Source organism: Aldersonia kunmingensis (assembly GCF_001646865.1).
GTDB classification, from domain to species: Bacteria; Actinomycetota; Actinomycetes; order Mycobacteriales; family Mycobacteriaceae; genus Aldersonia; species Aldersonia kunmingensis.
On record NZ_LRRB01000001.1, the window covers coordinates 39,400 to 60,949 of the forward strand.

At 65.0% G+C, this 21,550-nt stretch carries 19 protein-coding genes; 17 read left to right on the forward strand and 2 right to left on the reverse strand.

What is annotated here, in order from left to right:
• Positions 1–251: 251 nt before the first annotated feature.
• Positions 252–3,656 carry a serine/threonine-protein kinase gene (locus A8G08_RS00170; RefSeq protein ID WP_068268770.1) on the reverse strand — a complete coding sequence of 1,135 codons (3,405 nt, stop codon included), beginning with the start codon at positions 3,654–3,656 and terminating at the stop codon, positions 252–254.
• Between the two features lie 208 nt (positions 3,657–3,864).
• Here A8G08_RS00170 and A8G08_RS00175 point away from each other — a divergent pair, with 208 nt between their 5' ends.
• The 4 genes from A8G08_RS00175 to A8G08_RS00190 are packed head-to-tail and all read left to right on the forward strand — an operon-like array spanning position 3,865 to position 8,242.
• Entirely contained in the window at positions 3,865–4,245 is a 381-nt protein-coding gene (locus tag A8G08_RS00175; RefSeq protein ID WP_068268845.1) for a PEP-utilizing enzyme, read from the forward strand.
• Positions 4,242–5,438: a hypothetical protein gene (locus A8G08_RS00180; RefSeq protein ID WP_068268771.1), complete on the forward strand. Its 1,197-nt coding sequence runs from the start codon at positions 4,242–4,244 to the stop codon at positions 5,436–5,438. The genes A8G08_RS00175 and A8G08_RS00180 overlap by 4 nt, the downstream gene beginning before the upstream one ends.
• Before the next feature lie 2 nt (positions 5,439–5,440).
• Positions 5,441–7,072 (forward strand): PEP-utilizing enzyme, encoded by a 1,632-nt coding sequence (locus A8G08_RS00185; RefSeq protein ID WP_068268772.1) that lies wholly within the window; start codon positions 5,441–5,443, stop codon positions 7,070–7,072.
• 24 nt (positions 7,073–7,096) lie between these two features.
• Complete coding sequence (locus tag A8G08_RS00190) at positions 7,097–8,242, forward strand: Rv3169 family protein (RefSeq protein WP_068268773.1); 1,146 nt, start codon at positions 7,097–7,099, stop codon at positions 8,240–8,242.
• Between the two features lie 57 nt (positions 8,243–8,299).
• Here the strand turns inward: A8G08_RS00190 and A8G08_RS00195 are convergent, their stop codons facing one another.
• Entirely contained in the window at positions 8,300–9,130 is an 831-nt protein-coding gene (locus A8G08_RS00195; RefSeq protein WP_068268774.1) for a helix-turn-helix transcriptional regulator, read from the reverse strand.
• Between the two features lie 120 nt (positions 9,131–9,250).
• Here A8G08_RS00195 and A8G08_RS00200 point away from each other — a divergent pair, with 120 nt between their 5' ends.
• The 13 genes from A8G08_RS00200 to A8G08_RS00255 are packed head-to-tail and all read left to right on the forward strand — an operon-like array spanning position 9,251 to position 21,541.
• On the forward strand, positions 9,251–9,964 hold the full coding sequence (locus A8G08_RS00200; protein ID WP_068268776.1) for a PEP-utilizing enzyme: 714 nt from the start codon (positions 9,251–9,253) through the stop codon (positions 9,962–9,964).
• Positions 9,965–9,969: 5 nt separating this feature from the next.
• Positions 9,970–11,544, forward strand: a complete 1,575-nt coding sequence (locus A8G08_RS00205; RefSeq protein WP_068268780.1) for a hypothetical protein — start codon at positions 9,970–9,972, stop codon at positions 11,542–11,544.
• Entirely contained in the window at positions 11,531–13,000 is a 1,470-nt protein-coding gene (locus tag A8G08_RS00210) for a class I adenylate-forming enzyme family protein (protein WP_068268782.1), read from the forward strand. Before A8G08_RS00205 ends, A8G08_RS00210 begins: the two co-directional genes overlap by 14 nt.
• A gap of 23 nt (positions 13,001–13,023) precedes the next feature.
• Entirely contained in the window at positions 13,024–13,632 is a 609-nt protein-coding gene (locus tag A8G08_RS00215; RefSeq protein WP_068268784.1) for a hypothetical protein, read from the forward strand.
• Entirely contained in the window at positions 13,629–15,368 is a 1,740-nt protein-coding gene (locus A8G08_RS00220) for a pyruvate, phosphate dikinase (protein WP_068268785.1), read from the forward strand. The genes A8G08_RS00215 and A8G08_RS00220 overlap by 4 nt, the downstream gene beginning before the upstream one ends.
• The gene (locus tag A8G08_RS00225) at positions 15,365–15,916 is read left to right on the forward strand and encodes an acetyl-CoA carboxylase biotin carboxyl carrier protein (protein WP_068268787.1); all 552 of its coding nucleotides are present in this window, start codon (positions 15,365–15,367) and stop codon (positions 15,914–15,916) included. Before A8G08_RS00220 ends, A8G08_RS00225 begins: the two co-directional genes overlap by 4 nt.
• Complete coding sequence (locus A8G08_RS00230; protein WP_068268789.1) at positions 15,909–17,318, forward strand: acetyl-CoA carboxylase biotin carboxylase subunit; 1,410 nt, start codon at positions 15,909–15,911, stop codon at positions 17,316–17,318. Before A8G08_RS00225 ends, A8G08_RS00230 begins: the two co-directional genes overlap by 8 nt.
• Complete coding sequence (locus tag A8G08_RS00235; RefSeq protein WP_068268791.1) at positions 17,315–18,814, forward strand: carboxyltransferase; 1,500 nt, start codon at positions 17,315–17,317, stop codon at positions 18,812–18,814. Before A8G08_RS00230 ends, A8G08_RS00235 begins: the two co-directional genes overlap by 4 nt.
• Positions 18,814–19,227, forward strand: a complete 414-nt coding sequence (locus A8G08_RS00240) for a Zn-ribbon domain-containing OB-fold protein (RefSeq protein ID WP_068268792.1) — start codon at positions 18,814–18,816, stop codon at positions 19,225–19,227. The genes A8G08_RS00235 and A8G08_RS00240 overlap by 1 nt, the downstream gene beginning before the upstream one ends.
• On the forward strand, positions 19,224–20,363 hold the full coding sequence (locus tag A8G08_RS00245) for a thiolase family protein (protein WP_068268797.1): 1,140 nt from the start codon (positions 19,224–19,226) through the stop codon (positions 20,361–20,363). The genes A8G08_RS00240 and A8G08_RS00245 overlap by 4 nt, the downstream gene beginning before the upstream one ends.
• Entirely contained in the window at positions 20,360–20,650 is a 291-nt protein-coding gene (locus A8G08_RS28290) for a tyrosine-protein phosphatase (RefSeq protein WP_342669624.1), read from the forward strand. The genes A8G08_RS00245 and A8G08_RS28290 overlap by 4 nt, the downstream gene beginning before the upstream one ends.
• Positions 20,651–20,655: 5 nt before the next feature.
• Positions 20,656–21,132, forward strand: coding sequence for a tyrosine-protein phosphatase (locus tag A8G08_RS28295; RefSeq protein WP_342669625.1), 477 nt, complete (start codon positions 20,656–20,658; stop codon positions 21,130–21,132).
• Entirely contained in the window at positions 21,119–21,541 is a 423-nt protein-coding gene (locus tag A8G08_RS00255) for an SRPBCC family protein (protein ID WP_068268799.1), read from the forward strand. The genes A8G08_RS28295 and A8G08_RS00255 overlap by 14 nt, the downstream gene beginning before the upstream one ends.
• Positions 21,542–21,550 lie beyond the last annotated feature (9 nt).

Below are 21,550 nucleotides of genomic sequence, written 5' to 3' on the forward strand. Positions count from 1 at the left end.
TCGGGAGCAAGTTCTGCACCCGTCTGATGGTGCTCCCGGGTGCGAATTGTGTTCGTGGGGCCAAAACTTCGCCCATTCGAACACAATTTGCACCCGTTTGATCGTCCTCATGAATGCAAAACTTCCCAACGGGGCCGAAATTTCGCACCCGCACGGAAGGTTTGCACCCGCGAAGACACCGCAAACGAGAGCGAATTGTGTTCGTGGGGACGAAACTTCGCCCATTCGAACACAATTTGCACTCGTTTGGATCAGTTGGCTAGACCCCACTCGGGCCGGGATTGTTGCACCAAAGCGCTGACCGATGGGCCGGCGTCGAGGGGAGGCCTCATGAGGCCGGCGTGGGCGCACTGATCGAGAAGGGGACCAAGGGTTCGCTCGGCTTGTTCCGTATCTCCCATGCGGGCAAGACATTCCACGACAAGTAAGCGAGCGTACAGCGCGGCTCGGGTTCGGATGGTCTCTGAAATCGAGTCGGCGAGCGACCGGGCCCGCTCGTAGGCGGCCTGATGCGCGGCGACGGTATTGGTTGCGAGAAGAGTCCGGATCTCGCCGTCTTCTACCAGCTCGAGTGTCAGTCTGGCGATACCGTCTAAGTCCGCGTCGAATCCTTCAGGTTGTCTGATAGCACCTCCGGCAGAGCCGATTCCGGTTCGGATTCGTTCGTTGTCGATGCGTGCCTGCAGGCGTTGGAGGCCGAACTTCTGGGCCAGGCGCTGTCCCTCGTCGAGGCGATGCGCGGCGGCGTCGGGTTGGTCGAGCAGAACCTTGACGCGCGCCCCGGTCGCGTAGGTCGCGAGCATGAAGTCAACGCCACCGCCCTCGGCGCCGAGGAGGAGGCTTTCATTGAGATATCGATCCGCTTCACTGATGTGGCCCTGTTCGTAGCGCACATCGCCGATAAGTGCGCTGGCCAATCGCCCGCTGTAGGCATGTTCATCGCCAACGGAGATGGCCATATTCAAGGCATCCCGGAGGCATTCCTCGGCTGCGGCGATGTCGAGTTGTTCGCGGTAGGCGATTGCCTCCATGCACGCGCCGTAGATCGCGCCGAACCGTCCGGTGGTTCGGGCGTAATACGGTTGCGCCCATCGTTGCCACCGTCGGGCATCGTCGAAGTCGAACCGGTGTATCGCGCGGAACGACGCCAGCACCGATGCCCCGCATATCACCAGCGGTCCGAGGCTGTCGGTGCGCGCGGTACACCGATCGATCGCTTCGTCGAGGCGGTCGACGCGGTCGTCGAAGAAGTCGATGCTCGACTGCACCATCGATACTTCGGCTCTCCGGTCGGCGATTTCTCCTTCTACGGTCAGGTCGTTGATCGCGTTGTCGGCGAGCGCGAGCGCATCTGCCGCGGCGCGTGGGTGGCGGAGAATCGAATGCGTCCATGCCAGGGCGATCTGGAGACCTGGTCGGCGTGCAGCGAGTTGATCCGGAAGCTTGGCGGCCAGACCGAGGAGGTCGCTCAGTTGCGACTTTTCGAGCATGGTGATCGCGTGCTGTTCGACGTTGTCCACCGCGGCGGTCGCGTCGCCCGCCGACAGATGATGCCCGACGGCGGAGCGCAGGTCGCGGTGCTGCACAAACCATTGGGCCGCGATTCGGTGCAGTTCGATAATGCGATCGGGATCGTTGCGCTCCATGCGGCGGCACAGAAGTTCCGCGAATAGGTGGTGATAGCGGAACCATTCGCCGTCCTGGTCCATCCTGGTTAGGAACAGGTCGCGACTTTCGACCTCCTCGAGCAGCGCCTGGCTGCCGGAATGGCCGGTGAGAGCTCTGGCCAAGCTTCCGCAGATTCGCTCGGTCACCGATGTCGCGGTGACGAAGTCGAGCAACTCGGGTTCGAGATTGTCGAGCACATTCTCACCCAGGTACTCGTCGATCGCGCGGGTTCGTCCGGCCATGCGTTGAATCAATGAGTGCGGATCGGGGTGGTCACGCAAGGTCAGCAAGGCCAGTTGTAATGCCGCGGCCCAACCGTCGGTGGATTCCTCGAGGGTGGCGACGTCGGCCTCACCCAGGTGGAACTCAGTGGTGTCAGCGAGGAGCTCCTGAGATTCTGCAAGATCGAATCGTAGTGCTGTGGAATCGATTTCGGTCATCTCACGCCGGAGCAACAGCTTGTTCAAGGGCAGCCCCAGCCTGTTTCGGCTGGTGACTATGAATCGCAAATGGTCGCAGCCGCGTACGAGCAGGTAGTCCAGGACAGCTCGGGTTGCCTGGTTGGTCACGCGATGCCAGTCGTCTATGACGACAACCAATTCCTGGTCGGCCAGATGTAGCCGGTTGATCAGCGTCACCAACACGTAGTGCTCGAGATCGTCGCCGTGCGTCTCTAGCTCGCGGGCCAATCCCTGTGCGATGGAGGGATATTCGAATCCGATGGCTTCCAGAAGATGTTCCAGGAACCACGCCGGCGTGTCGTCGTCATCATCGATCGTCAGCCAGACAGACGCGACGCCTTCGCGGCTGAGGGCTTCGGTCTGCTGGGCTGCAAGTGTGCTCTTGCCGAACCCGGCAGGCCCATGGATGAGTACTAGCCGCTGCCGATGGCTGCGCTCGAGTTGATCGAGTAATCGCGTCCGGGGGACGGTGGCGTTGACGTGGATCGGCGGTCGGTACTTGCCGGTGACAGTCGGAGGTAATGACACCTCCCGCGCGGTGGGGCGTCGAAGGTAGGCAGTGCCCGCGGTTCTCCGCTCATCGCCCTCACGCCCATCACCGGCGCCGTTTTGCGGTTGGGAGCGAAGCGGCATGTCCGCGACGGATAACCGCAGCCGGATTCCAGCGTCCCGCAACGCCGCACCGAAAGCGGCGGCGGAGTGTGGACGTTCCTCGGGCGAGCGTGCCATTGCCTGCTCGATCAGCGTGCTGAATTCATCGGGGACGCCCCGCCCGCGCAGATCCGGCAAGGCTTCGGTGCTGATGCGCAGGAGTTGCGCGACCACGGCTTCGCCTTGTCGCCGTGCGAACGCGGCCTCCCCGTTGAGCGCGGTGAACAGGGTCGCACCCAGCCCGTAAACATCCGAAGCGACGGAGGCGGGACGGCCTTCGACGAGTTCGGGCGCGATGTACGCCGGCGAGCCGACGATCAGCCCGTGTGCCTCGTGCAGGTCGCCGGAAACCCGGGCGATCCCGAAGTCGGTGAGTTGTGGTGCACCGTATTCGGTGATGAGGATGTTCGCGGGTTTTACATCCCTGTGAAGCACGCCTGCCTGGTGCGCGGTCTCGAGTGCGCCGGACATCATGATGCCGAGATCGAGCACTTCGGACACGGGCAGGGCGCCGGTGCTCTGGATCCGCGCCTCGAGTGAGTCCTCGGGGTGGAACGGCATCACGATGTATGGGCGGCCGGTGAACGTCACCCCGGCCTGCAGCACATGCATGATGTTCGGATGGCCGGACAGTCGTCCCATGGCCTGCTGCTCGCGAAGAAAGCGTGTTCGCTCGAGTTCGCCTGGGTCCTCGGTCAGCACCTTGATCGCGACCACGCGATCGAGCATGGGCTGGCGGCAGCGATAGATCGTGCCGAAGCCGCCACTGCCGACAACTACCGGATCGTCGAAGCCCTCGGCGCCAAGCTCGGCGACGATTCCAGAAGCCAGGCCGTCTTGTGTCGGCTCCGGCTGAGCGGAAGAACCCTCGGACATCAGGCCACCTTTGTCCTGGGAATTATCTCAGAGATGTGATGCCCCGCGGTGGGCCGTCGATAACGGTGCGCACGGATTAATTGTGACCCAGATCAACACTGTCCCCCAAAGTGGACTAGGTCACGCCACCTCCGGTTCCTAGCGTTCAACCAGCGCGAACATGCGTGTTCGAACGAACCACGCCCGGCGCGGGCGGAACGGAGCAGTGATGAGCGAAGACCTGATCGCGGTCGGAACCGGTGTCAATCTCTTCTCGGCAGGTGAGGTGCGAGGGGTCGCCCGTTGGTTCAACGACACATCCGACGTGCTGTCGATCGACGATGACGATCTCGAGGAGACCATCGCGTTCGTCAGCAAAGGCGGAATGACGTTCCTTTCGCCGATCCTGCCCGACCTGCGCGCGATCGTCTGCACGGCCGGCAGCCGGGAATCGCACCTGGCAATCCTGTCTCGCGAATCCGACGTGCCGTGTGTGCTCGCCGCCGAGTTGACCGGATCGGTCTCCGACGGCGACACCGTCGTCCTTCACCTGTCCGACGCCGAGACGGCGCGGGTTGCGGTCGCGGCCACGGGGGCGGTGTCGGCATGACGGCCCAGCTCTCCGCGCCCGCAAATCTGACGGCGCTCTACACCGATCCGGACTACGAACCCACCCTCGACGAGTGGAACTGGCTGGTGCATGTCGCCGGCGCAGCCTACAAATCCGAACTCTCCGCCCGCACGGTGTTCGAGTCGGAACTGTTCGGGATGAACACCTACATCCTGATGTCGATGATGGAGGATTACCTGCGCGTTCCCGAGCGCATTCGCACCATTCGGAAGCACGCGACGCCGACCGAGCTCGTGCGCAAGGCTCTGCCCATCGGCAACAAGCGCAGCTTCATCAACCTTGCGGCGACGCCGCTGCACTACCTCACCGGCCGCGAGCTGTTCGTCGATCTCGGTGAGAACGAGTTGTCCGAGGGCCTCGAGGATCAGCTCGAGGTGCTGAGGTTCTGGCGTGAGGCGACGATCGCGATGCGAACAGACAACGTGCTGTTCAACATGGATGCCGAGCCCGCCAATAGTTCCCACGTCGCCGGAAGCGACCTGCTGAATGAGATTCGGGCGCACCTCGTCCCCGCCGACGACAGTGTCAAGGCTGGGATCCGGAAGTTCGGTGCACGGCTGACGGCGTACGCGTTCCTGGAGAACTGCGACGCGCGTACGGCGGTGTGCGACACCGGCCCTTACCAGCTCGAGGACGGGACCTTCCTCGCCCTGCGCGAAACGTGCGCGGACGGTGACGGCGACTTCCCGTGGGTCGACGGCATCCGAGAGACCCTGCCCTACCACCACTTCGTCATCGCCCACCGGCTGCCGGCCACCGTGAAGATGGACAACAACGTTTGGGGCACAGCCTGGTTCACCCCGAGCGACTATCAGGCCGACATCATCGAGACCCGCGTCTTCTGTACCGACGGTGGAGATCTGCGCCCGCTTGATTCCGACGAGGTCGCCGAGGCGACCAACGCAATTCGCAAAGCGCACCGCGCGCTGTACCAGCGCCTGGTCGAGACCGAACCCGAGCAGCGCAACCTGTACGCGACCCAGATGTACGCGTGGAAGCTCAAAGCATGGGCACGCCTCGCCGGCTGCTATGACGAAATCGATTGGGCCATCACACCGCGCATCGCGGAATCCTTCGAGAAATTCAGCGACCCCGATCTCGCGCTCCAACTGATCGGCGGCGTTTTCGTTCCCCAAGATCGCGACGGATGCTTCCGTCCGCTGGGAGGCTAGACATGTCCATTCTTGGAAAAGGGTTGCCGTCCTACGCGTTTGCGCCAGTGACGGGAACGGTTCGGCACTTCCGCTCACCCGACGATGTCATCGACTCCCTCGACACCGACCTCGAATCGACGATCGCGCTCGTGGCCTCCGGAGGGACAACCTTCCTTTCGCCCATTCTGGGTCGGCTGGGCGGGATCGTCTGCCTGGATGGAACCCTCCGGTCCCACCTCGCGATTGTCTCGCGTGAATTCGAGGTTCCCTGCCTGGTCGGCACCGAATTGGCCGAGGACATCGACGACGGAACCGAGATCACCCTCCGCGTCGAGGCCTCGACCGGGATCGTCTCGTCGCCCGAAGAGGCAGCTGAACTGCCTGCATCGGCGGATGTGAGCGCAGCGTGGTGGGACTACATCGGGCGAGTCGGAGACGAGATCGCGGTCAAGGACTTCGATGTAAAGGTCTCGGCCGAGGCGCTCGAGGCGTTGATCGCCGAGGAACTCACCGACGACCGTCTCGACGAGCTCGTCCAGCACATGGGCCGGGCGATGAAGCCGGAACTGACGCGCCGCTCCGGCTTCACGTCCGAGTTGTTCCCGATGCTGCCGTACATGTCGTTGTCGGTCATCGAGGACTTCTACACCTATGCCGATCGGGTACGGGCGATCGATGCTGTCGTTCCGGCCGAGGCGCTGGGGCGGATGCTGCGGGAAGGGCCGAACAAGATCAGCCCGCTGTGGATCTGGATGATCGGTTACCACTACCTGTGCGGGCGCGAATGCCTGATCAATATGGGTGAGATCGCGCCGGGCGACCACCGTGAGGACATCCGCACCGTCGTGGACTTCTGGCGGCGGCTCACCCTGGCGCACCGCGGCGACGGCACACTCGACTACAAGGACGCCGGCTTCACGAACCGTTACCTGCCGACCGAGACCGTCGACGCGTTGTCCAGTGCATCAATCGCTCTCGACAAGGATGCGGCGAAGAATCTCAAGCGGCTCAATGCCACCGTGTCGGGCTACTCGTTCCTCTACTTCTGCGACTCCCGGGTCGGGATCTGCGACTCGGGTCCCTATTCGCGACAGTCGGGGACGGGCAACCGGCAGACGATAGTGCGCGACTATCTGTCCCTCGGGCCCAGTTCGTGGGCATATCCATGGGCAGCCGATCTCGAGCCGCCGTTCACGGGACTCACGATGGTCCTGACCTTCGACCGGTCGAAGTTCACGGAGTTCGAGATCAACGACTGGGGAACGACATTCACCGAGCCGGACCAACTTCTCGCTGCCGTGGACGAGGCCGCGGTATACGGCTACCTTGCCGACGGCACACGCAAGCTCATCGCGCCGGAGCAATGGTCGGCGGTCGCAGCGGAGCTGAGTCGGTCTCACATGAAGCTGTACCAACGATTCGCGGCGATGGACCGGAGCGAGCGAATCATGGCCGCGACGACCATGTACACCTCGGGGCTTCGGCCGTTCGCTGCCTATGCCGGCGCGACGGATCGCGTCGACTGGTCGATGTCCCCGAAAACCCTTGCGCTCTATCCCGATCCGTTCAATGACGACGACAAGGCCGCCGCGATATTCGGTGGTGCGCTGGTGGCGAATGAGCTGCCCGGATCGTTCTCGCCCATTCGCTGAGCCTGCGTGAAAGGAGGCGCTGACATGCGCCAAGCAATGCAGAAACTTTTGAACGCCGACGAACTGCTGAGTCATCAGACACCGGAGACGTTCGCGACGATCAGTCAGGCCGATACGTCCTGGACCGAAAAGCTGTGGGCATCGCTGTTCGCTCGCGACGGATCGATTCAGGTCGACATCGGTCTCGGCAAGTACCACAACCGCAACGTGATAGATATGTTCGCCGGGGTTTCGCGGGGGAAGGAGCAGTTGACCGTCCGCGCGAGCCGGCAGCTCGATCTCGACACCGAGCGCGTCGGTGTCGGCCCGCTCGACTACGAGATCATCGAGCCGCTCCGCAAAGTCCGCTGGGTCCTTCAGGAAAACGATGTGGTACCTCTGCGTTTCGACCTCACCATCACCGGCGTGCTGCCGCCGTTTCTCGAACAGAAGGATGCGCAACGCGAGCCGCACGGTTTCCGCGTGCAATCCGATCTCCTCCGGTACCACCAGGCGTCGACCATCAGCGGTGAAATCTGGCTTGACGGCGAGCGGATCGAGGTTCGCGACGAGGAATGGTTCGGCTTCCGCGACCATTCCTGGGGTGTGCGCATGGATGTCGGTGAGGTCGCGCCGGACGTCTACAAGCCGCAGCGGCTCGATGGCGACTTCATTCTCACCTGGAGCCCAATGTGGTTGCAGCGCCCGGACGGAACGAGCTACGAGATTCACCACTACCTGCAGTCGGTGGACGGTGAAGTGACCTACTTCTCGGGCTTCGAGAACCTTCCCGACGGCACCCAACGCCCATTACTGGGGATGCGGGACGAGCTGAAGTACGACCCGGTCAACCGGCGTCTGCTCGGTGGAAAGCTGACCTTCGACGCGGGCTGGGGAGAGACCCGGACGATCGAGATCGAACCGGTCAGCGACACCGGGTTCCATCTCGGCACCGGTCTGTACTTCGGATTCAAGGGCCATCGGCACGGGCAGTGGCACGGGCCCTCGCATCTCGATGGCGAGCGGTATTCCGATGTGGCGGAACCGAATACGGCGCGCGAGGTCCACCAGTTGCGTGACTGCGTGATTCGCGTTCGCGAGGGCGATGCAGTTGGCTACGGCATCTTCGAGTCGATGGTGATCGGCGATCATCCCCGCTACGGATTGTCGAAGGAATCGTCCTTCCTCTGACCGGAGTGTGAAATGGGACCGCGGACAACATTTGTCCGCGGTCCCATTGCTGTGTGGCTAGATGCGTTGTGCCCGAGCGAGCAACGCCAGCTCCATCCGGGATTGGCAGCCGGTGATCGTGAGGATTCGGGTGACGTACTTCTTCACGCTGTCCTCGGCGAGGGAGAGGATCTCCGCGATCTGAGCGTTCGACAATCCGTCGGCGACCAACGCAACGACCTGTCGTTGGCGTGCGGAGAGCTTGGTCAACGCCGCCTGCGGCCTCGATGCGGGAAGCCCACGGACCATCGCCGACATCTGCCGGCTGAGCAACCGCAGCGTGGCAGCCTCGGCAGTGCCGATCTTGCCGGGTTCCGGGTCGAACATCCCGAGCAGCGCGGTGTGGCCCGCACTCAATTCGAGGCGTATCGCGGCAGCGGTCTCCATGTGCCACGTGGAGTGGAGAAAGTAGCGGATGTACGCATCGGCCGTGGGGGGCAACCGGCCCATGGATTGGAGCTCGTCCAGCGTTGACACACCGCTCGCGACGAGCTGACGCATAGCGACCGGGGTGCCGAAGATGTCGTAGCGCGCCCACCGATCCTGGTACTCGGGCAGCATCTTGGCGGTCTTGCCGGCCGTCAGCGGCGCGGAGTCCTCGAACACCGTATGGAACGTCGGACCGGCGAAGAAGGACACATGCCGCAGCGCGAAATGCTCGCTGATCGCGTCGACGGCTCGTTCCTTGAAATCTGGAAGGCACGCGGCGTCGACGCACTGTTCGAGGATGTCGAAGGCGCGCTCGTAGTCGGCCTTGTCGAGGCCGGCGTTGCGTGGGGCTCGGGTTCGAGACGAAGACCTTGCGGTTCCGGAGTTCTCGGAAGTGTCCCCCAACGTGGACTGGGTCACATCACCGACAGTAACTAGCTTTAGCTCACATCGCAAAGAAGCCGGACATAAAAGGCCTGGTAAAGGCTTATTTCTCTGGCGTGGGCGGCGTGCGCCGCTCCCGAAATCGAGTGAGGTGACATGTCCGACTCCGTTACATCCCCGAAGTGGGGAACGACCGAGATGCTGCCCCTGCCGGGCCGATTCAACACGGCCGTGCGGTCGGTGGCCGCGCAGCGGTTCGCCGCGGCAGGCGAGCAGTGGAAGAGCGTCGTATTCGATCGCGAGTTCGATCTCTTCGCCGTCGAGGACGCGCGGGCCATCGAACAGGCTGCGCTCGACTCCGGCTACCGGTTCGAATATTCGGCGACGGTCTCGCTCGAATCCGAGCCGGACAAGTACAAGCGCGCCGACCGCGAGGCGCAGGCGTTCGCTGAGGAACTGGACTCGGACGGTCGCCGTCGTGCGGGTGTCGGCGACAACGTCATCAGAAAGTCCGAAACGGTCATCGGACCGGTCGCCCTCATCTCCACCATCGAGCACGTCATGGACTTCCTCACCGAGGGAATCCCACCGGGCACCATCGCCGTGATCGACGACTCCGGCGGCACCCTGACGGCACCGATCATCGAGGGATTTGCCGGCGTCATCTGCCTCGGCGGCACCGTGCGATCGCACCTGGGCATCCTCGCCCGTGAGTACGACGTCCCCACGCTGATGAACTGCCGGATCGACGGGCTCCAGAACGGCGCCCTGGTCGAGATCGAGGTCACCGCGGCGCCGCCGGCGGCAGACGCATACGAGACGGGCGACACCGGGCATGCCCGGATCTGGCTGATCGAGAACGAGGGCTGAGACCAATGGCGAACCTGAACTACCGCACCCTGCTGGACACCAACAATTACCTGCGGAACCTGTCCGACACCACGTACTGGCTGTGCATAACGCGCACCGTGCAGGAGTCGAAGCTGTTCCCGATGAACCCGTACATGCTGGTGAGCTACCTCAACAGCTTCTACCGGCTGCCCACGTTGTTGCGCGAGATCGATGCGGCGACCCCGGCCGAGGAACTTGGCGACCGGGCCCGCGAGGTCAGCCTGAAGGTGGACACCGTGAACGCGGCGTGGGGTATGCCCGCGTTCTACCTCATCGGCCGCGAGATGCTGATGAATTGGGGCCTGCTGCGGCCGACCGACGCGGTCGACGACGTCGTTGATGTGCTCGACTTCTCCAAGCGTTTCAATCTGGCGTACCACCGCAACGACGGGCACCTGACGAACAAGGAATTCGGCGACCGCAGCCAGTTCCTGCCCGAACGAACCCTGCAGGTTTTCGAGTCGGACCTGCACGGCGTGGTTCCCGGTGACCGGTTGCATACTGCCGCAACCAAACTGGTTGCCCAGCTGTCCCAGTACGCGTTCCTCGCACACTGCGAGTGCCGGATCGGCCTGCACAACAGCGGCCCCTACAACTTCGGTGCCAACCGCCAGATGATAATGCGGGACTTCTTCGACCTCACCGAGGGCGACTACCCGTGGCTCGACGGCATCGCGACCCAGTTGCCGTTCAACAACCTCACGATCCCAATCGTGTTCAAGGGCACCAACTTCCATCTCATGGACGACTGGGCGTCGTTCGAGGCCGAGCCCGGATACAACGCCGCCAACATCGAAGCAGTCGGCATGTACACCTCCGACGCGCTGACCGACGGCTACATCCCGGTCGGCATGGAGAACGCCGAGGTCCTCGCCGACACCATGGAGCAATACCGGGAGATCCTCAACGAGGCGACGACCGACCTGTGGAAGCGGATCGCGAACTGGTCGCGCGAGCAGATGATCGACGCAGGCGCCCTGGTGTACTCCTCGGTCGCCAAGGACTTCGCGCATCTCGCGGGAACCTACCGCCAGGACGACTGGTTCCAGGTCGACGAGCGAGTGCAGCGGTTCAAGCCACTGCTCAACGACGAATACGGCCGCGACAATCTCGGCGAGATGGTCGGTCTGCTCGGTCTACCGCATCAGGCGAGCAACGAATACAGCATGGCCCGCTACTCGAGCGTGAACCGCAACATGCTCACCGGCATTCCGTACTCGGTGCTTACCGACGACGACTATGCCGCGACCGCGGGCAATCAGTTTGCCGGCTCATCGAGCCTGCCCGGGAAGACCGGCCTGTGGACCACCAGCGCAGGGCGGATCGATATCGACGAATACAACCAGCGCGCACAGGGATTCACCCCCGCCGTACTCGAGGGAGGCAACCGCTACCTCGACGAGGAATGGGTGAAGTGGAACCACGGCACTGCCCAGGCGGACGAGCTGTACCGACTCGCACAGCGCGGTTCGCGCAACCTCGACGGCCGCGGTTCCGGACTGCGTCGAGCCGATCTGCCGTCTGCCGAAAGCAAGGGCAACGACGATGCAGATCGGTGACCTGATCCGCCGCGCGGGGCGCCAATTCGGTTCAGCCCCCGCACTTGTCGACGGTGACCGGGTGGTGAGCTTCGCCGAATTCGACGAACTCACCGACCGGCTCGGCCACGCGCTGCTGGCGCGTGGCCTCGCCGCCGGCGATCGAGTCGCGGTCCTCATGCCCAACGGCATCGACGGGGTCGTCGTGTACTACGCGCTGGCAAAAGCTGGCCTGGTCCGGGTTCCGCTGAACGTCCGCGAGACCGCCCATGAGCACGCCTACAAGATCGACGACTCGCAGGCGCGAGCGCTGGTCTACGCGGGGGAGCCGCCCGCGCAGGTCGAGGTGATGATCACCGCGGACGAGTTGCCCGGCCTTATCGCCGGCGCACCCGACGGGCCGTGCGACGTTCGCCGGGACCCGGATGCGCCGTTGCGCCTCGCGTACACCGGTGGCACCACCGGCAAGCCCAAGGCGGTTGTCCTCACCACCCGCAGCGAGCTCGCCGAGGTGGACAACTTCCTGGTCGATCTGCTGCCCAACCTGCGGCCGGATTCGGTGATGTTGCACGCTGCGCCGATCACCCACGGCAGTGGAGCGTTCTTCCTTCCGCACCTGGTCAAGGGCGCGCCGAACGTCATCGTGTCGAAGTTCTCGCCGGCCGCGTTTCTCGAAGCCGCACAGAAGCACAGGGCCACATCGACATTCATGGTGCCAACGATGATCGCCATGTTGCTCGAGGATCCCGCGACCGCATCGGCGGACCTTGCGCTCGAGCGGCTCTGCTACGGCGGCGCACCGATCGCGACCACCGTCTTGCAGCGCGGAATCGATATTCTCGGTCCGGTCTTCGCCCAGTTGTACGGCCAGGCCGAGGCGCCGCTTGCGATCACGTGCCTGCAGCCGTGGGAGCACACCCCGGAACGACTCACCTCGGCCGGCAAGCCCTACACCTTCGTCGAGGTGCAGGTCCGAGACATCGATGGCACAGTGCTCGGATCCGGGGGAGTGGGCGAGGTGCTGACCCGCGGCCCGCACACGATGGATCGGTACTGGCGTCGACCCGAGGCCACCGCCGAGACGATCGAGCCGGACGGCTGGCTGCACACCGGTGACATCGGCCGGTGGGACGACGACGGATACCTGCACCTGCTCGACCGCAGGCACGACGTCATCATCTCGGGCGGTTTCAACGTCTACCCGCGTGAGGTCGAGGACGCGCTCCTGACCCATCCCGCCGTCGTCGAGGCCGCCGTCGTGGGCCTGCCGGACGACAAGTGGGGCGAACGCGTCGCCGCCGCCGTCGTCACCCGCTTCGACGCAGCGCCCGACGAAATCCTCGATTTCTGCTCCGATCGCCTGGCCGGCTTCAAAAGGCCACGGTCGCTGGAGATTTGGCCGAACATCCCCACCAGTCCGGTCGGGAAGTCCCTGCGCCGCGAAGTACGTGACCGCATGGTCGCGGCGCGGGCGTGACCCCGACACCGAAAGGACCCATCATGCTCGACACCTACGAACTCACCGTTCACACGCTGACTCTGCGCCAGCTCGGATCCGCGGAACAGCTCGCCGACATCAACGCGCTCCCGGTCGCCGACGTCGAGGAGGCCCTGGAAAAGGCGGCAGCCAATGGCGCGGTGGTGAACGCCCGCGGGAACTTCATGATCAGCCCCGACGGCCGCAAGTTCCTCGAGGACGTCTACACGCGAGCGTTCGATCCCATTCGCTCGAATCCCGCGATCACCGCGGCGATGGACGCGTTCGAGACCGGTGTGAACAAGCAGGTACTCGCGTTGACGACCGATTGGCAGACCATCGAGGTCGACGGCGCCCGCGTGAGCAACGACCATGCCGACGCCGACTATGACGCCAAGATCGTCGAGAAGCTCGGCCGCGTGCACGAGAAGACGCAGAAGGTGTTGCGTCCGTTGGCCGAGGAGGACCAGTTGGTCGATCGGTTCCTCGACCGCATCGGTGCCGCACTGGTCCGTGCCGAGGGCGGCGACACCGACTACGTCAGCGGCGTCCGCGTCGACTCCGTCCACACCGTGTGGTTCCAGATGCACGAGCACATCCTCCGCCTCACCGGACGGGAGCGTCCCGAATGAGCACCGCTACCGGATTCCGCTGGCTCGTCATCCCCGACGAGAACACGGCCGAGCCGAGCCGCGACCTCGTTGGCGGCAAGGCGTGGAGCCTGTGGCGCATGCGGTCGCTCGGCCTGCGGGTGCCGCCGGCCTTCGTCGTCACCACCGATGCCTGCGCGGCCTACTTTGCCAACGGCGGTCTGCCCGAAGGTCTGGCCGACGAACTGGAGACCGGAATCCGTTTGCTGGAGAGCCAACTCGGTCGCACCTTCGGCGGGACCCGACGGCCCCTGCTCGTATCGGTACGATCCGGAGCAGCGATAAGCATGCCCGGCATGATGGACACCATCCTCGACCTCGGCTGTAACGACGAGGTCGAAACGGCGCTGGCGGCCGAGAGCGGGGACCCCGAGTTTGCCGCCGAGGTGCACCGCCGATTCACCGGCTTCTACGGCCGCCTCGTGCTGGGTTGCACCGAGGATCTCGAGGATCTGCCCGATACCGCATCGGTCCGGGCCGCGATTTCGGCCGATACCGGGGACAGCGTCCCCGCCGATCCGTGGGCGCAGCTGCGTTCCGCTGTCGCCGCGGTTTTCCAGTCGAGTCGGTCCCGGCGGGCCATTGCCTACCGCAAGCACTACGGGATCCCCGAGGATCTGGGGACGGCGGTCACGATTCAGGCGATGGTGTTCGGCAACCTCGACGATGACTCCGGCACCGGGGTGCTGTTCACCCGCAACCCGGTCGACGGTACTCGCGAGCCCTACGGTGAGTACCTGCAGCGCGGGCAGGGCGAGGACGTTGTGTCGGGCCGGGTCACACCGAAACCGTTGTCCGACTTGGAAAGTCGCTGGCCCTCCGTACATGCGGAACTACTCGCAGCGGCCGAGTGCCTCGACCGCGAGGGCCGTGACGCACAGGATATCGAGTTCACCGTGCAGAGCGGCGAGTTGTTCCTGCTGCAGTCCCGCGCGGCGAAGCGCACCGCCCGCGCCGCGGTGCGTATCGCAGTCGAACTTGTCGATGAAGGCGTCCTCCAACCCGACGAGGCACTGAGCCGGGTCACCGCCGAGCAGATCCGGACCTTGCTTCGGCCGGAGATTGCCGCCGGTGCTGCCGACGGCGCGGAGGTTCTCGTGTCCGGCGTTGCCGCCAGCCCGGGTGTTGCCACCGGAGTCGTAGTTGACACTCCCGAAGCGGCACAGGCGAATCCGGGATGCATTCTGGTCCGCAAGTCCACCAGTCCGGACGACGTGCACGGCATGATTGCCGCCGCCGCAGTCGTCACCGAGCAGGGTGGCGCCACCTCACATGCGGCCGTAGTCAGCCGGGCACTCGACACTCCCTGCATCGTCGGTTGCGGCAGTGGCACCGTCGAGAGTCTGGTCGGTCGCGTCGTCACCGTCGATGCGACCACCGGCAACGTCTACGCCGGGGAACTGCCGACCTCGGCCGTCGACGAGAGCGAGGACGAGGACCTGCGCCGCCTCACCGAATGGGCCGAGTGCCGCGCACCGCTCCAGGTGGGGACCGCCATTGCCATCGAACCGATCTTCGACGCGGACACCGGCTCCGCGGGGGATCTCGGTGAACAACTGCCCGAGATCCCACGCGGTACCAAAACCGTTCGTGGCGCGGTGTTCTGCGCCCCGGACGGCGTGCGTGCCGCGCTCGACGCGGGCGTCGAAGCCATCGTCGCCAGCCACCGGTTGCCGGTGTTGCTTGCCGCCATCGCACACCAGAGGAGAAGCGCATGACGACGTCGGAGCGGGTGACCCATCGCGAGGTGCGGGAAATTCTGCGCACCTTCCAGGAGTCCGGGTGGGCCTCGATGACCCTCGAACTCGACGGGATGCGCGTCACGGTGGGCAAGGACGGGCCTCCGGCAGCGGCAGGCCAACCGGCCCTTGTGGCCTCGGCGCCTGCGCCTGCGCCACCTGCGCCCGCTGCACCAAAGGCAGTGGCTGCACCGGAGGCTCCTCAGGCGCCCGCACCGGAACCGGTCAAGGCCGAGGCTACGGTTCCGGCGGCTCCGGCCGGCGTCGTCGACACCGCCGGCGCCATCGAAGTGAAAAGTCCCACCATCGGGGCGTTCTGGGTGGCACCAAGCCCGGGCGAGCCGCCGTTCGTACAGGTCGGACAGACCGTCGAAGCGGGCCAGCAGCTGGCGATCGTCGAGGTCATGAAGCTGATGAGTCCCGTGCTCGCACCGCAGGCGGGTGAGATCGTGCAGATCTGCGCCGCGAATGCCGGCCTGGTCGAATTCGATCAGTTGCTGTTCCTGATCAGGCCGACCGATGGCTAGCCCGTCGACCCTGACCGTCGAGGCGCCACGTCGGACGCCACTGCGACGAGTGCTCATCGCGAACCGCGGGGAGATCGCCGTGCGAGTGATCAAAGCGTGCCGCGTCCTCGGCATTGAAACGGTCGCGGTGACGTCGATCGTCGACCGGGACGGACTCGCGGCTCGGCTGGCCGATCGCGCCCTGTGCATCGGCCCGGCGCCAGCGGGGCAGAGCTATCTGTCGATCCCGGCAGTGATCAGCGCCGCCCTCGGCGCCGGCTGCGATGCGGTGCATCCGGGTTACGGGTTCCTTTCGGAGAACCCGGAATTCGCCGCCACCTGCGTGGACGAGGGACTGATCTTCGTCGGGCCGCGCCCGGATGCGGTCGCGCAGGCCGGCGACAAGGCCCGCGCTCGTGAGCTCGCCCGCTCGGCAGGCATCCCGGTGCTGTCGGGCTCGCCGATTCTCGAATCGGTCGACGCGGCGGTCGCCGCGGCGAACGAACTTGGCTACCCGGTCCTGGTCAAGGCCGCCGCCGGCGGCGGCGGTCGGGGCATGTCGGTGATCGAGAACGAGGCCGAACTGCGGGCGCGCTGGTCCCCGGCCGCGGCCGAGGCACAGTCCGCCTTCGGTGACGGACGGCTCTACGTCGAACGGTTCATCCGCAGCGCCAGGCACATCGAGGTTCAGGTGCTCGGCGACAAATACGGCTCGGTCATCCACCTCGGAGAGCGGGACTGCACCCTGCAACGGCGGCACCAGAAGGTGGTGGAGGAGTCTCCGGCTCCCAACCTGCCCGAGGAAATTCGCCAGCACATCCGCCGCAGCGGCGTTGCGTTCGCCGAGGCTCTCGGCCTCGACAGCGCCGGGACCGTCGAATTCATCTACGACGCAGACACTCACGAGTTCGCGTTTCTCGAGTTCAACGCCCGAATCCAGGTGGAGCACCCGGTGACCGAGATGGTGACCGGTGTGGACCTCGTCGTCGAGCAACTGCGTTCGGCGGCCGGTGAACCGCTTCGGCTCACCCAGGACGACATCGAACTGAGCGGGCACGCCATCGAGGTTCGGATCACCACCGAAGACCCGGCGCGCGGCTTCCTTCCGAATCCGGGAACGGTGGAGACCTGGGATCCCCCAGAGGGCGAAGGGATCCGTGTGGACAGCCACTGCGAACCCGGATACGTCGTCACCCCGTATTACGACTCCCTGCTGGCCAAGATCGTGGCGCACGGTCCCGACCGTGACGTCGCAGCGGATCGCATGGCCGCAGCGCTTAGCCGACTGGGGGTTACCGGAGTACCCACCACCGCCGATTTCGCCCGAGTTGCGTTGGACCATCCGGATTTCCGGGCCGGCACAGTCACGACCGACTGGATTGCCGCCCGGGGGCTCCCCGATTACCTGGAGAAGATCTCATGAGTTTCCTCGACAGCGCTCCCCGCAATCCCGACGGCAGTCGGCGCAAGATCGACATCGTCGACCAGACACTGCGAGACGGCCCCCAGAGCTGGTGGGGGATGCGGCTGCGCAAGGACATGGGCCTGCCTATGGCCGGCGAGCTGGACCGCACCGGCTTCCACACGATCGACCTAGCGGGCAGCTCGATCTTCGAGGTGCTTGTGCGGCACTGCAAGGAAGATCCGTGGGATCAGCTGATCTCGCTGTCGAAGGCGATGCCGGATACGACGGTCCGGGCGGGAACCCGCAGCAACGGCATCGTGACGTTCGGTCTCACTGCCGACAGTGTGATGGACCTGTGGGTGCAGCGACTGTGCGCACACGGCATCGGCAGTTTCTGGATCTACGACGGCCTGTTCAACATCGACAAGATCGGCCGCCTGGTCAAGACCGTGCAGGCCGAGGGCGCAAAAGCCTTGCCCTGCATCCTCTATGCGGACACGCCCTACCACACCGACGAGTACTACGCGGACCGTACCCGCGAGCTCGTCGGGCTGGGCGCGGACGGAATCGAACTCGAGGACGCGGCGGGCCTGTTGACCCCCGAGCGCACCCGCTCGCTCATCGCGGCGATCAAGGGTGCGGCCGGAGACCTGCCCGTGGAGGTGCATTTCCACAGCAACAACGCGCTCGCGCCGATGAACTACCTCGAAGCCGTGTTCGCGGGTGCGGATCGCGTGCACAGCGCGAGCCGCCCGCTTGCCGCCGGTGTTTCGCTGCCCTCGACAGAGAACACGGTGGCGAACCTGCGCTACGCGGGATTCGATGTGGACATTGACGACTCCCGCTTCGCCGCGGTCGAGGAGCACCTGCTCCGCGTCGCCGAGTACGACAACCTGCCCGTCGGCCAGCCGGCCGAGTTTTCCCTGTTCCAGTATCGCCACCAACTTCCCGGAGGGATGGCCGGCACGTTCAAGGCGCAGCTGAAGGACCGCGGAATGGAAGACCGTTTCGAGGAGGTCCTGGACGAAATGTCGCGGGTGCGAGAGGAACTCGGCTACCCGGTCATGGCCACGCCGTTCTCCCAGCTGGTCGGTACGCAGGCGGTGCTGAATGTCGTGACGGGATCGCGGTATTCGGTGGTGCCGGACGAGGTGATGATCTACTCGAACGGCTTCTACGGCACACCCGTCGCGCCGATGGATCCGAACGTGCTCGACACCATCATGAGCTCGCCGAAGGCGAAGAGCTACGAGAACTGGGAGCCGCCGCAGCCGAGCCTGGACGAACTGCGGAAGAAGTTCGGTGAGTCGATCAGCGACGACGAGTTGCTGCTGCGGCTGCTGGTGCCCGAGAACGATATCGACGTCATGCGTGCGACCCCGCAGCGCAACCGCGACTTCGCCCCGACTAGCACGCAGATGCGCTACATCCGGGAACTGGTCGAGACATCCGTGGGCGCCTACCTGCACATCGAGGCGGACGACTTCTCGCTGACGCTCGAAGGCGAGCACTGATGAGCGAGCTGGGGGTCGGGCGGCCGACCAAACGGCGGGCCGGGTCCGCAGTCGGCGGACTGCCCGTCGCCGATTCCCGGCCGGTTCTCGACGGTGACGCGGTGCTCGGTTCGCGCTGCACGCTGTGCCGATACGCCAGCGCGCAACGGAATCTGCCGTGGTGCCCCGTGTGCTATGGCGAACTCGAGCCCGCCCGCTTCCCTCGCACCGGCAGGACCTGGTCGTCGACCGTGGTCGCGATTCCCGTTGGTACGCGCAAGCCACCGTTCGGGCTGGCGTACGTCGACCTCGACGATGGCCCCAGAGTTCTTGTCCACCTCGACAAACCAGCGGTACTCGAACTCGGTGCACGAGTGCAGATCAGCGGGACGGACGACGGTGACCTCGTCGCCGGCGCGGAGGTGCAGCGATGAAACAGGCGATGTTGTGGGGAGTCGGAACCTCGTCGTACGGCCGATTCCCCGACCAGCGGGTGGAATCACTTGCATGGACAGCGGTGGCCGAGGCGGTCCGCGACGCCGGTATTCAGCCCGACGAAATCGACGCAATCATCGTTGGATCGGTGTTCGGGCCGCCCGGCGTTGCCACGAGAATTCAACGCGGCCTTGGTATTCCCTCCGTGCCGATGTGGACTGTCGAGAATGCCTGCGCGAGCGGAACGGCGGCCTATCACGAGGCCGTCGAGGCGGTGCGGTACGGCCGGTTCAAGTGTGTGCTGGTGCTCGGCGTCGATCAGATGTCCACGCTGTTCTCCGGAGCCATCGTGCCCGAGGCAACCGATCCCGAAGGAGCAGCATCACTTCCGCTGCCGGGATTGTATGCGCTCCAGGCGCAGCGCTATATCGGAGAGTTTGGTGTGAGCCCAGAACAGCTCGCCGCGATCGCGGTGAAGAACAAGAGCAACGGGATGGACAATCCCCGCGCCCAGCTGCGGGACACGGTGCCGACGGTCCAGGAGGTGCTCGACTCGCGCATGATCACCGAACCCCTGACCTTCCTGCAGTGCTGCCCGACAAGTGACGGTGCCGGCGCCGCGATCGTTGGCGGCGACCGCGGCAATCGGAACGATCTGCGAATCGAGGCGTCCGCCTTGGTTTCCGGTGCGCTGTGGGATCAGCGCAGCGAGGAGGTGTGGGGATTCGCCAGCGTCGCCCGAGCCGCCGAGAAAGCGTTCGAACAGGCCGGCCGCACCCCGCAGGAAATCGACGTCCTCGAGGTGCACGACGCTTTCACCATCGGCGAAATCGTGACGCTCGAGGCACTCGGCATCGCGCCGCGCGGCAAGGGCGCCGAACTCGCGCCCTCGGGACACACCACCCGCGACGGCGTCCAGCCGGTCAACCCGAGCGGCGGACTGCTCTCCCGCGGCCATCCGCTCGGCGCGACCGGTATGGCCCAGCTCGCGGAGATCGCCTGGCAGCTGCGTGGACAAGCGGGCCCGCGGCAGGTCGCTCGGCACCGCGTCGGGCTCGTGGAGACGATGGGCGGGGGAGCGGCAGGTATGGACGGCAACGCCTGCGTTGTCACGATCCTGTCGACACAGTCGTGACCGCCACCTACGCGGGGCTTCTCGGGTTCCGGGATATCGGTGGTCTCCGCACCCAGGGCGGTGGGCGAGTTCGGCGAGGAGTGCTCTTCCGCAGCGGAACGCCACAGTTCCTCGACGGCGACGCGGCACGAATACTGCTCGCCGACACCGGGATTCGGTCGACAATCGATCTTCGGCTGCCGCACGAGGTGGCGGTGGAGGGTCGAGGGCCGCTCGACCGGTTGCAAGTCCGCCACTATCCGCACCCGTTCAGCATCGCGACATCGTTGCCGAGGATTCGGCGGTAGCGCCGATGGACGGAGACGATCCGCTCGTCGATCGGTACATGCAATACCTCGCCGAGGACGCCGCCGGCGTCGTCTCGCTGATTACTCGTCTACTGGAACCGGACACGCTCCCGGTCTTGGTGCACTGCACCGTGGGCAAGGATCGCACCGGGGTTGCGATCGCGCTGCTCCTCGACACCCTCGGAGTGCTTCGCGCGGATATCGCCGCCGACTACGCCTCGCTTCCCGATGACGTTGTCGCCTCGATGCACCGACTGCGGCAGATGGCCTCCTACGGTGCCGCGGCAGACATCTACCCACCGGAAGCGTGGACGGCGCCCGCGGACGCGATGCAGCGCTTCCTCGCCAACGTCGACCAGCAGTACGGCGGCGCCAACTCGCTGTTGCGCGAGCACGGGGTAGGGCCGGACGCCATCCGGCGATTGACCGAATTGTTCATCGAAGACAACCAAGAGGGGAGCGCATCTCATGCGCGTCACTGAAACCCGCATTATCGACGCGACGCCAGACTCAGTGTGGAAGGTCGGTGGGGACACCCCCAACGTCGCCGATTGGATTCCCGCGCTGGAGAAGTCGCATCAGCTGGCCGATGTGCGCTACGCGACCTTCGCCAACGGTGGGGGCGAGGCGACGGAGCGAATCGTCGATCACAATGATGCGGAGCGGAGCTACACCTACGAACTCGTCTCGGGTCCGCTGCCGTTGTCCTTCTATAAGTCGACCTTCACCGTCAACGGCCATCCGGACGGATCAGAGGTGGTGTGGAGAGCGGAGTTCGCGGCCAGTTCCGTTGAGAGCGAAGCGGAATTGGGCGCGGCGATCGCCGACATCTATCGGTCCGCGCTGATCGAACTTGCTGTTCGCGTCGTCGCGACCACCCTGGCGAAGTGAGACCGGACA

Excerpts from the sequence above, each read along its gene's own strand:
- A8G08_RS00170 (WP_068268770.1), bottom strand. The coding sequence starts at position 3,656 with ATGTCCGAGGGTTCTTCCGCTCAGCCGGAGCCGACACAAGACGGCCTG.
- A8G08_RS00175 (WP_068268845.1), top strand. The coding sequence starts at position 3,865 with ATGAGCGAAGACCTGATCGCGGTCGGAACCGGTGTCAATCTCTTCTCG.
- A8G08_RS00180 (WP_068268771.1), top strand. The coding sequence starts at position 4,242 with ATGACGGCCCAGCTCTCCGCGCCCGCAAATCTGACGGCGCTCTACACC.
- A8G08_RS00185 (WP_068268772.1), top strand. The coding sequence starts at position 5,441 with ATGTCCATTCTTGGAAAAGGGTTGCCGTCCTACGCGTTTGCGCCAGTG.
- A8G08_RS00190 (WP_068268773.1), top strand. The coding sequence starts at position 7,097 with ATGCGCCAAGCAATGCAGAAACTTTTGAACGCCGACGAACTGCTGAGT.
- A8G08_RS00200 (WP_068268776.1), top strand. The coding sequence starts at position 9,251 with ATGTCCGACTCCGTTACATCCCCGAAGTGGGGAACGACCGAGATGCTG.
- A8G08_RS00205 (WP_068268780.1), top strand. The coding sequence starts at position 9,970 with ATGGCGAACCTGAACTACCGCACCCTGCTGGACACCAACAATTACCTG.
- A8G08_RS00210 (WP_068268782.1), top strand. The coding sequence starts at position 11,531 with ATGCAGATCGGTGACCTGATCCGCCGCGCGGGGCGCCAATTCGGTTCA.
- A8G08_RS00215 (WP_068268784.1), top strand. The coding sequence starts at position 13,024 with ATGCTCGACACCTACGAACTCACCGTTCACACGCTGACTCTGCGCCAG.
- A8G08_RS00220 (WP_068268785.1), top strand. The coding sequence starts at position 13,629 with ATGAGCACCGCTACCGGATTCCGCTGGCTCGTCATCCCCGACGAGAAC.
- A8G08_RS00225 (WP_068268787.1), top strand. The coding sequence starts at position 15,365 with ATGACGACGTCGGAGCGGGTGACCCATCGCGAGGTGCGGGAAATTCTG.
- A8G08_RS00230 (WP_068268789.1), top strand. The coding sequence starts at position 15,909 with ATGGCTAGCCCGTCGACCCTGACCGTCGAGGCGCCACGTCGGACGCCA.
- A8G08_RS00235 (WP_068268791.1), top strand. The coding sequence starts at position 17,315 with ATGAGTTTCCTCGACAGCGCTCCCCGCAATCCCGACGGCAGTCGGCGC.
- A8G08_RS00240 (WP_068268792.1), top strand. The coding sequence starts at position 18,814 with ATGAGCGAGCTGGGGGTCGGGCGGCCGACCAAACGGCGGGCCGGGTCC.
- A8G08_RS00245 (WP_068268797.1), top strand. The coding sequence starts at position 19,224 with ATGAAACAGGCGATGTTGTGGGGAGTCGGAACCTCGTCGTACGGCCGA.
- A8G08_RS28295 (WP_342669625.1), top strand. The coding sequence starts at position 20,656 with ATGGACGGAGACGATCCGCTCGTCGATCGGTACATGCAATACCTCGCC.
- A8G08_RS00255 (WP_068268799.1), top strand. The coding sequence starts at position 21,119 with ATGCGCGTCACTGAAACCCGCATTATCGACGCGACGCCAGACTCAGTG.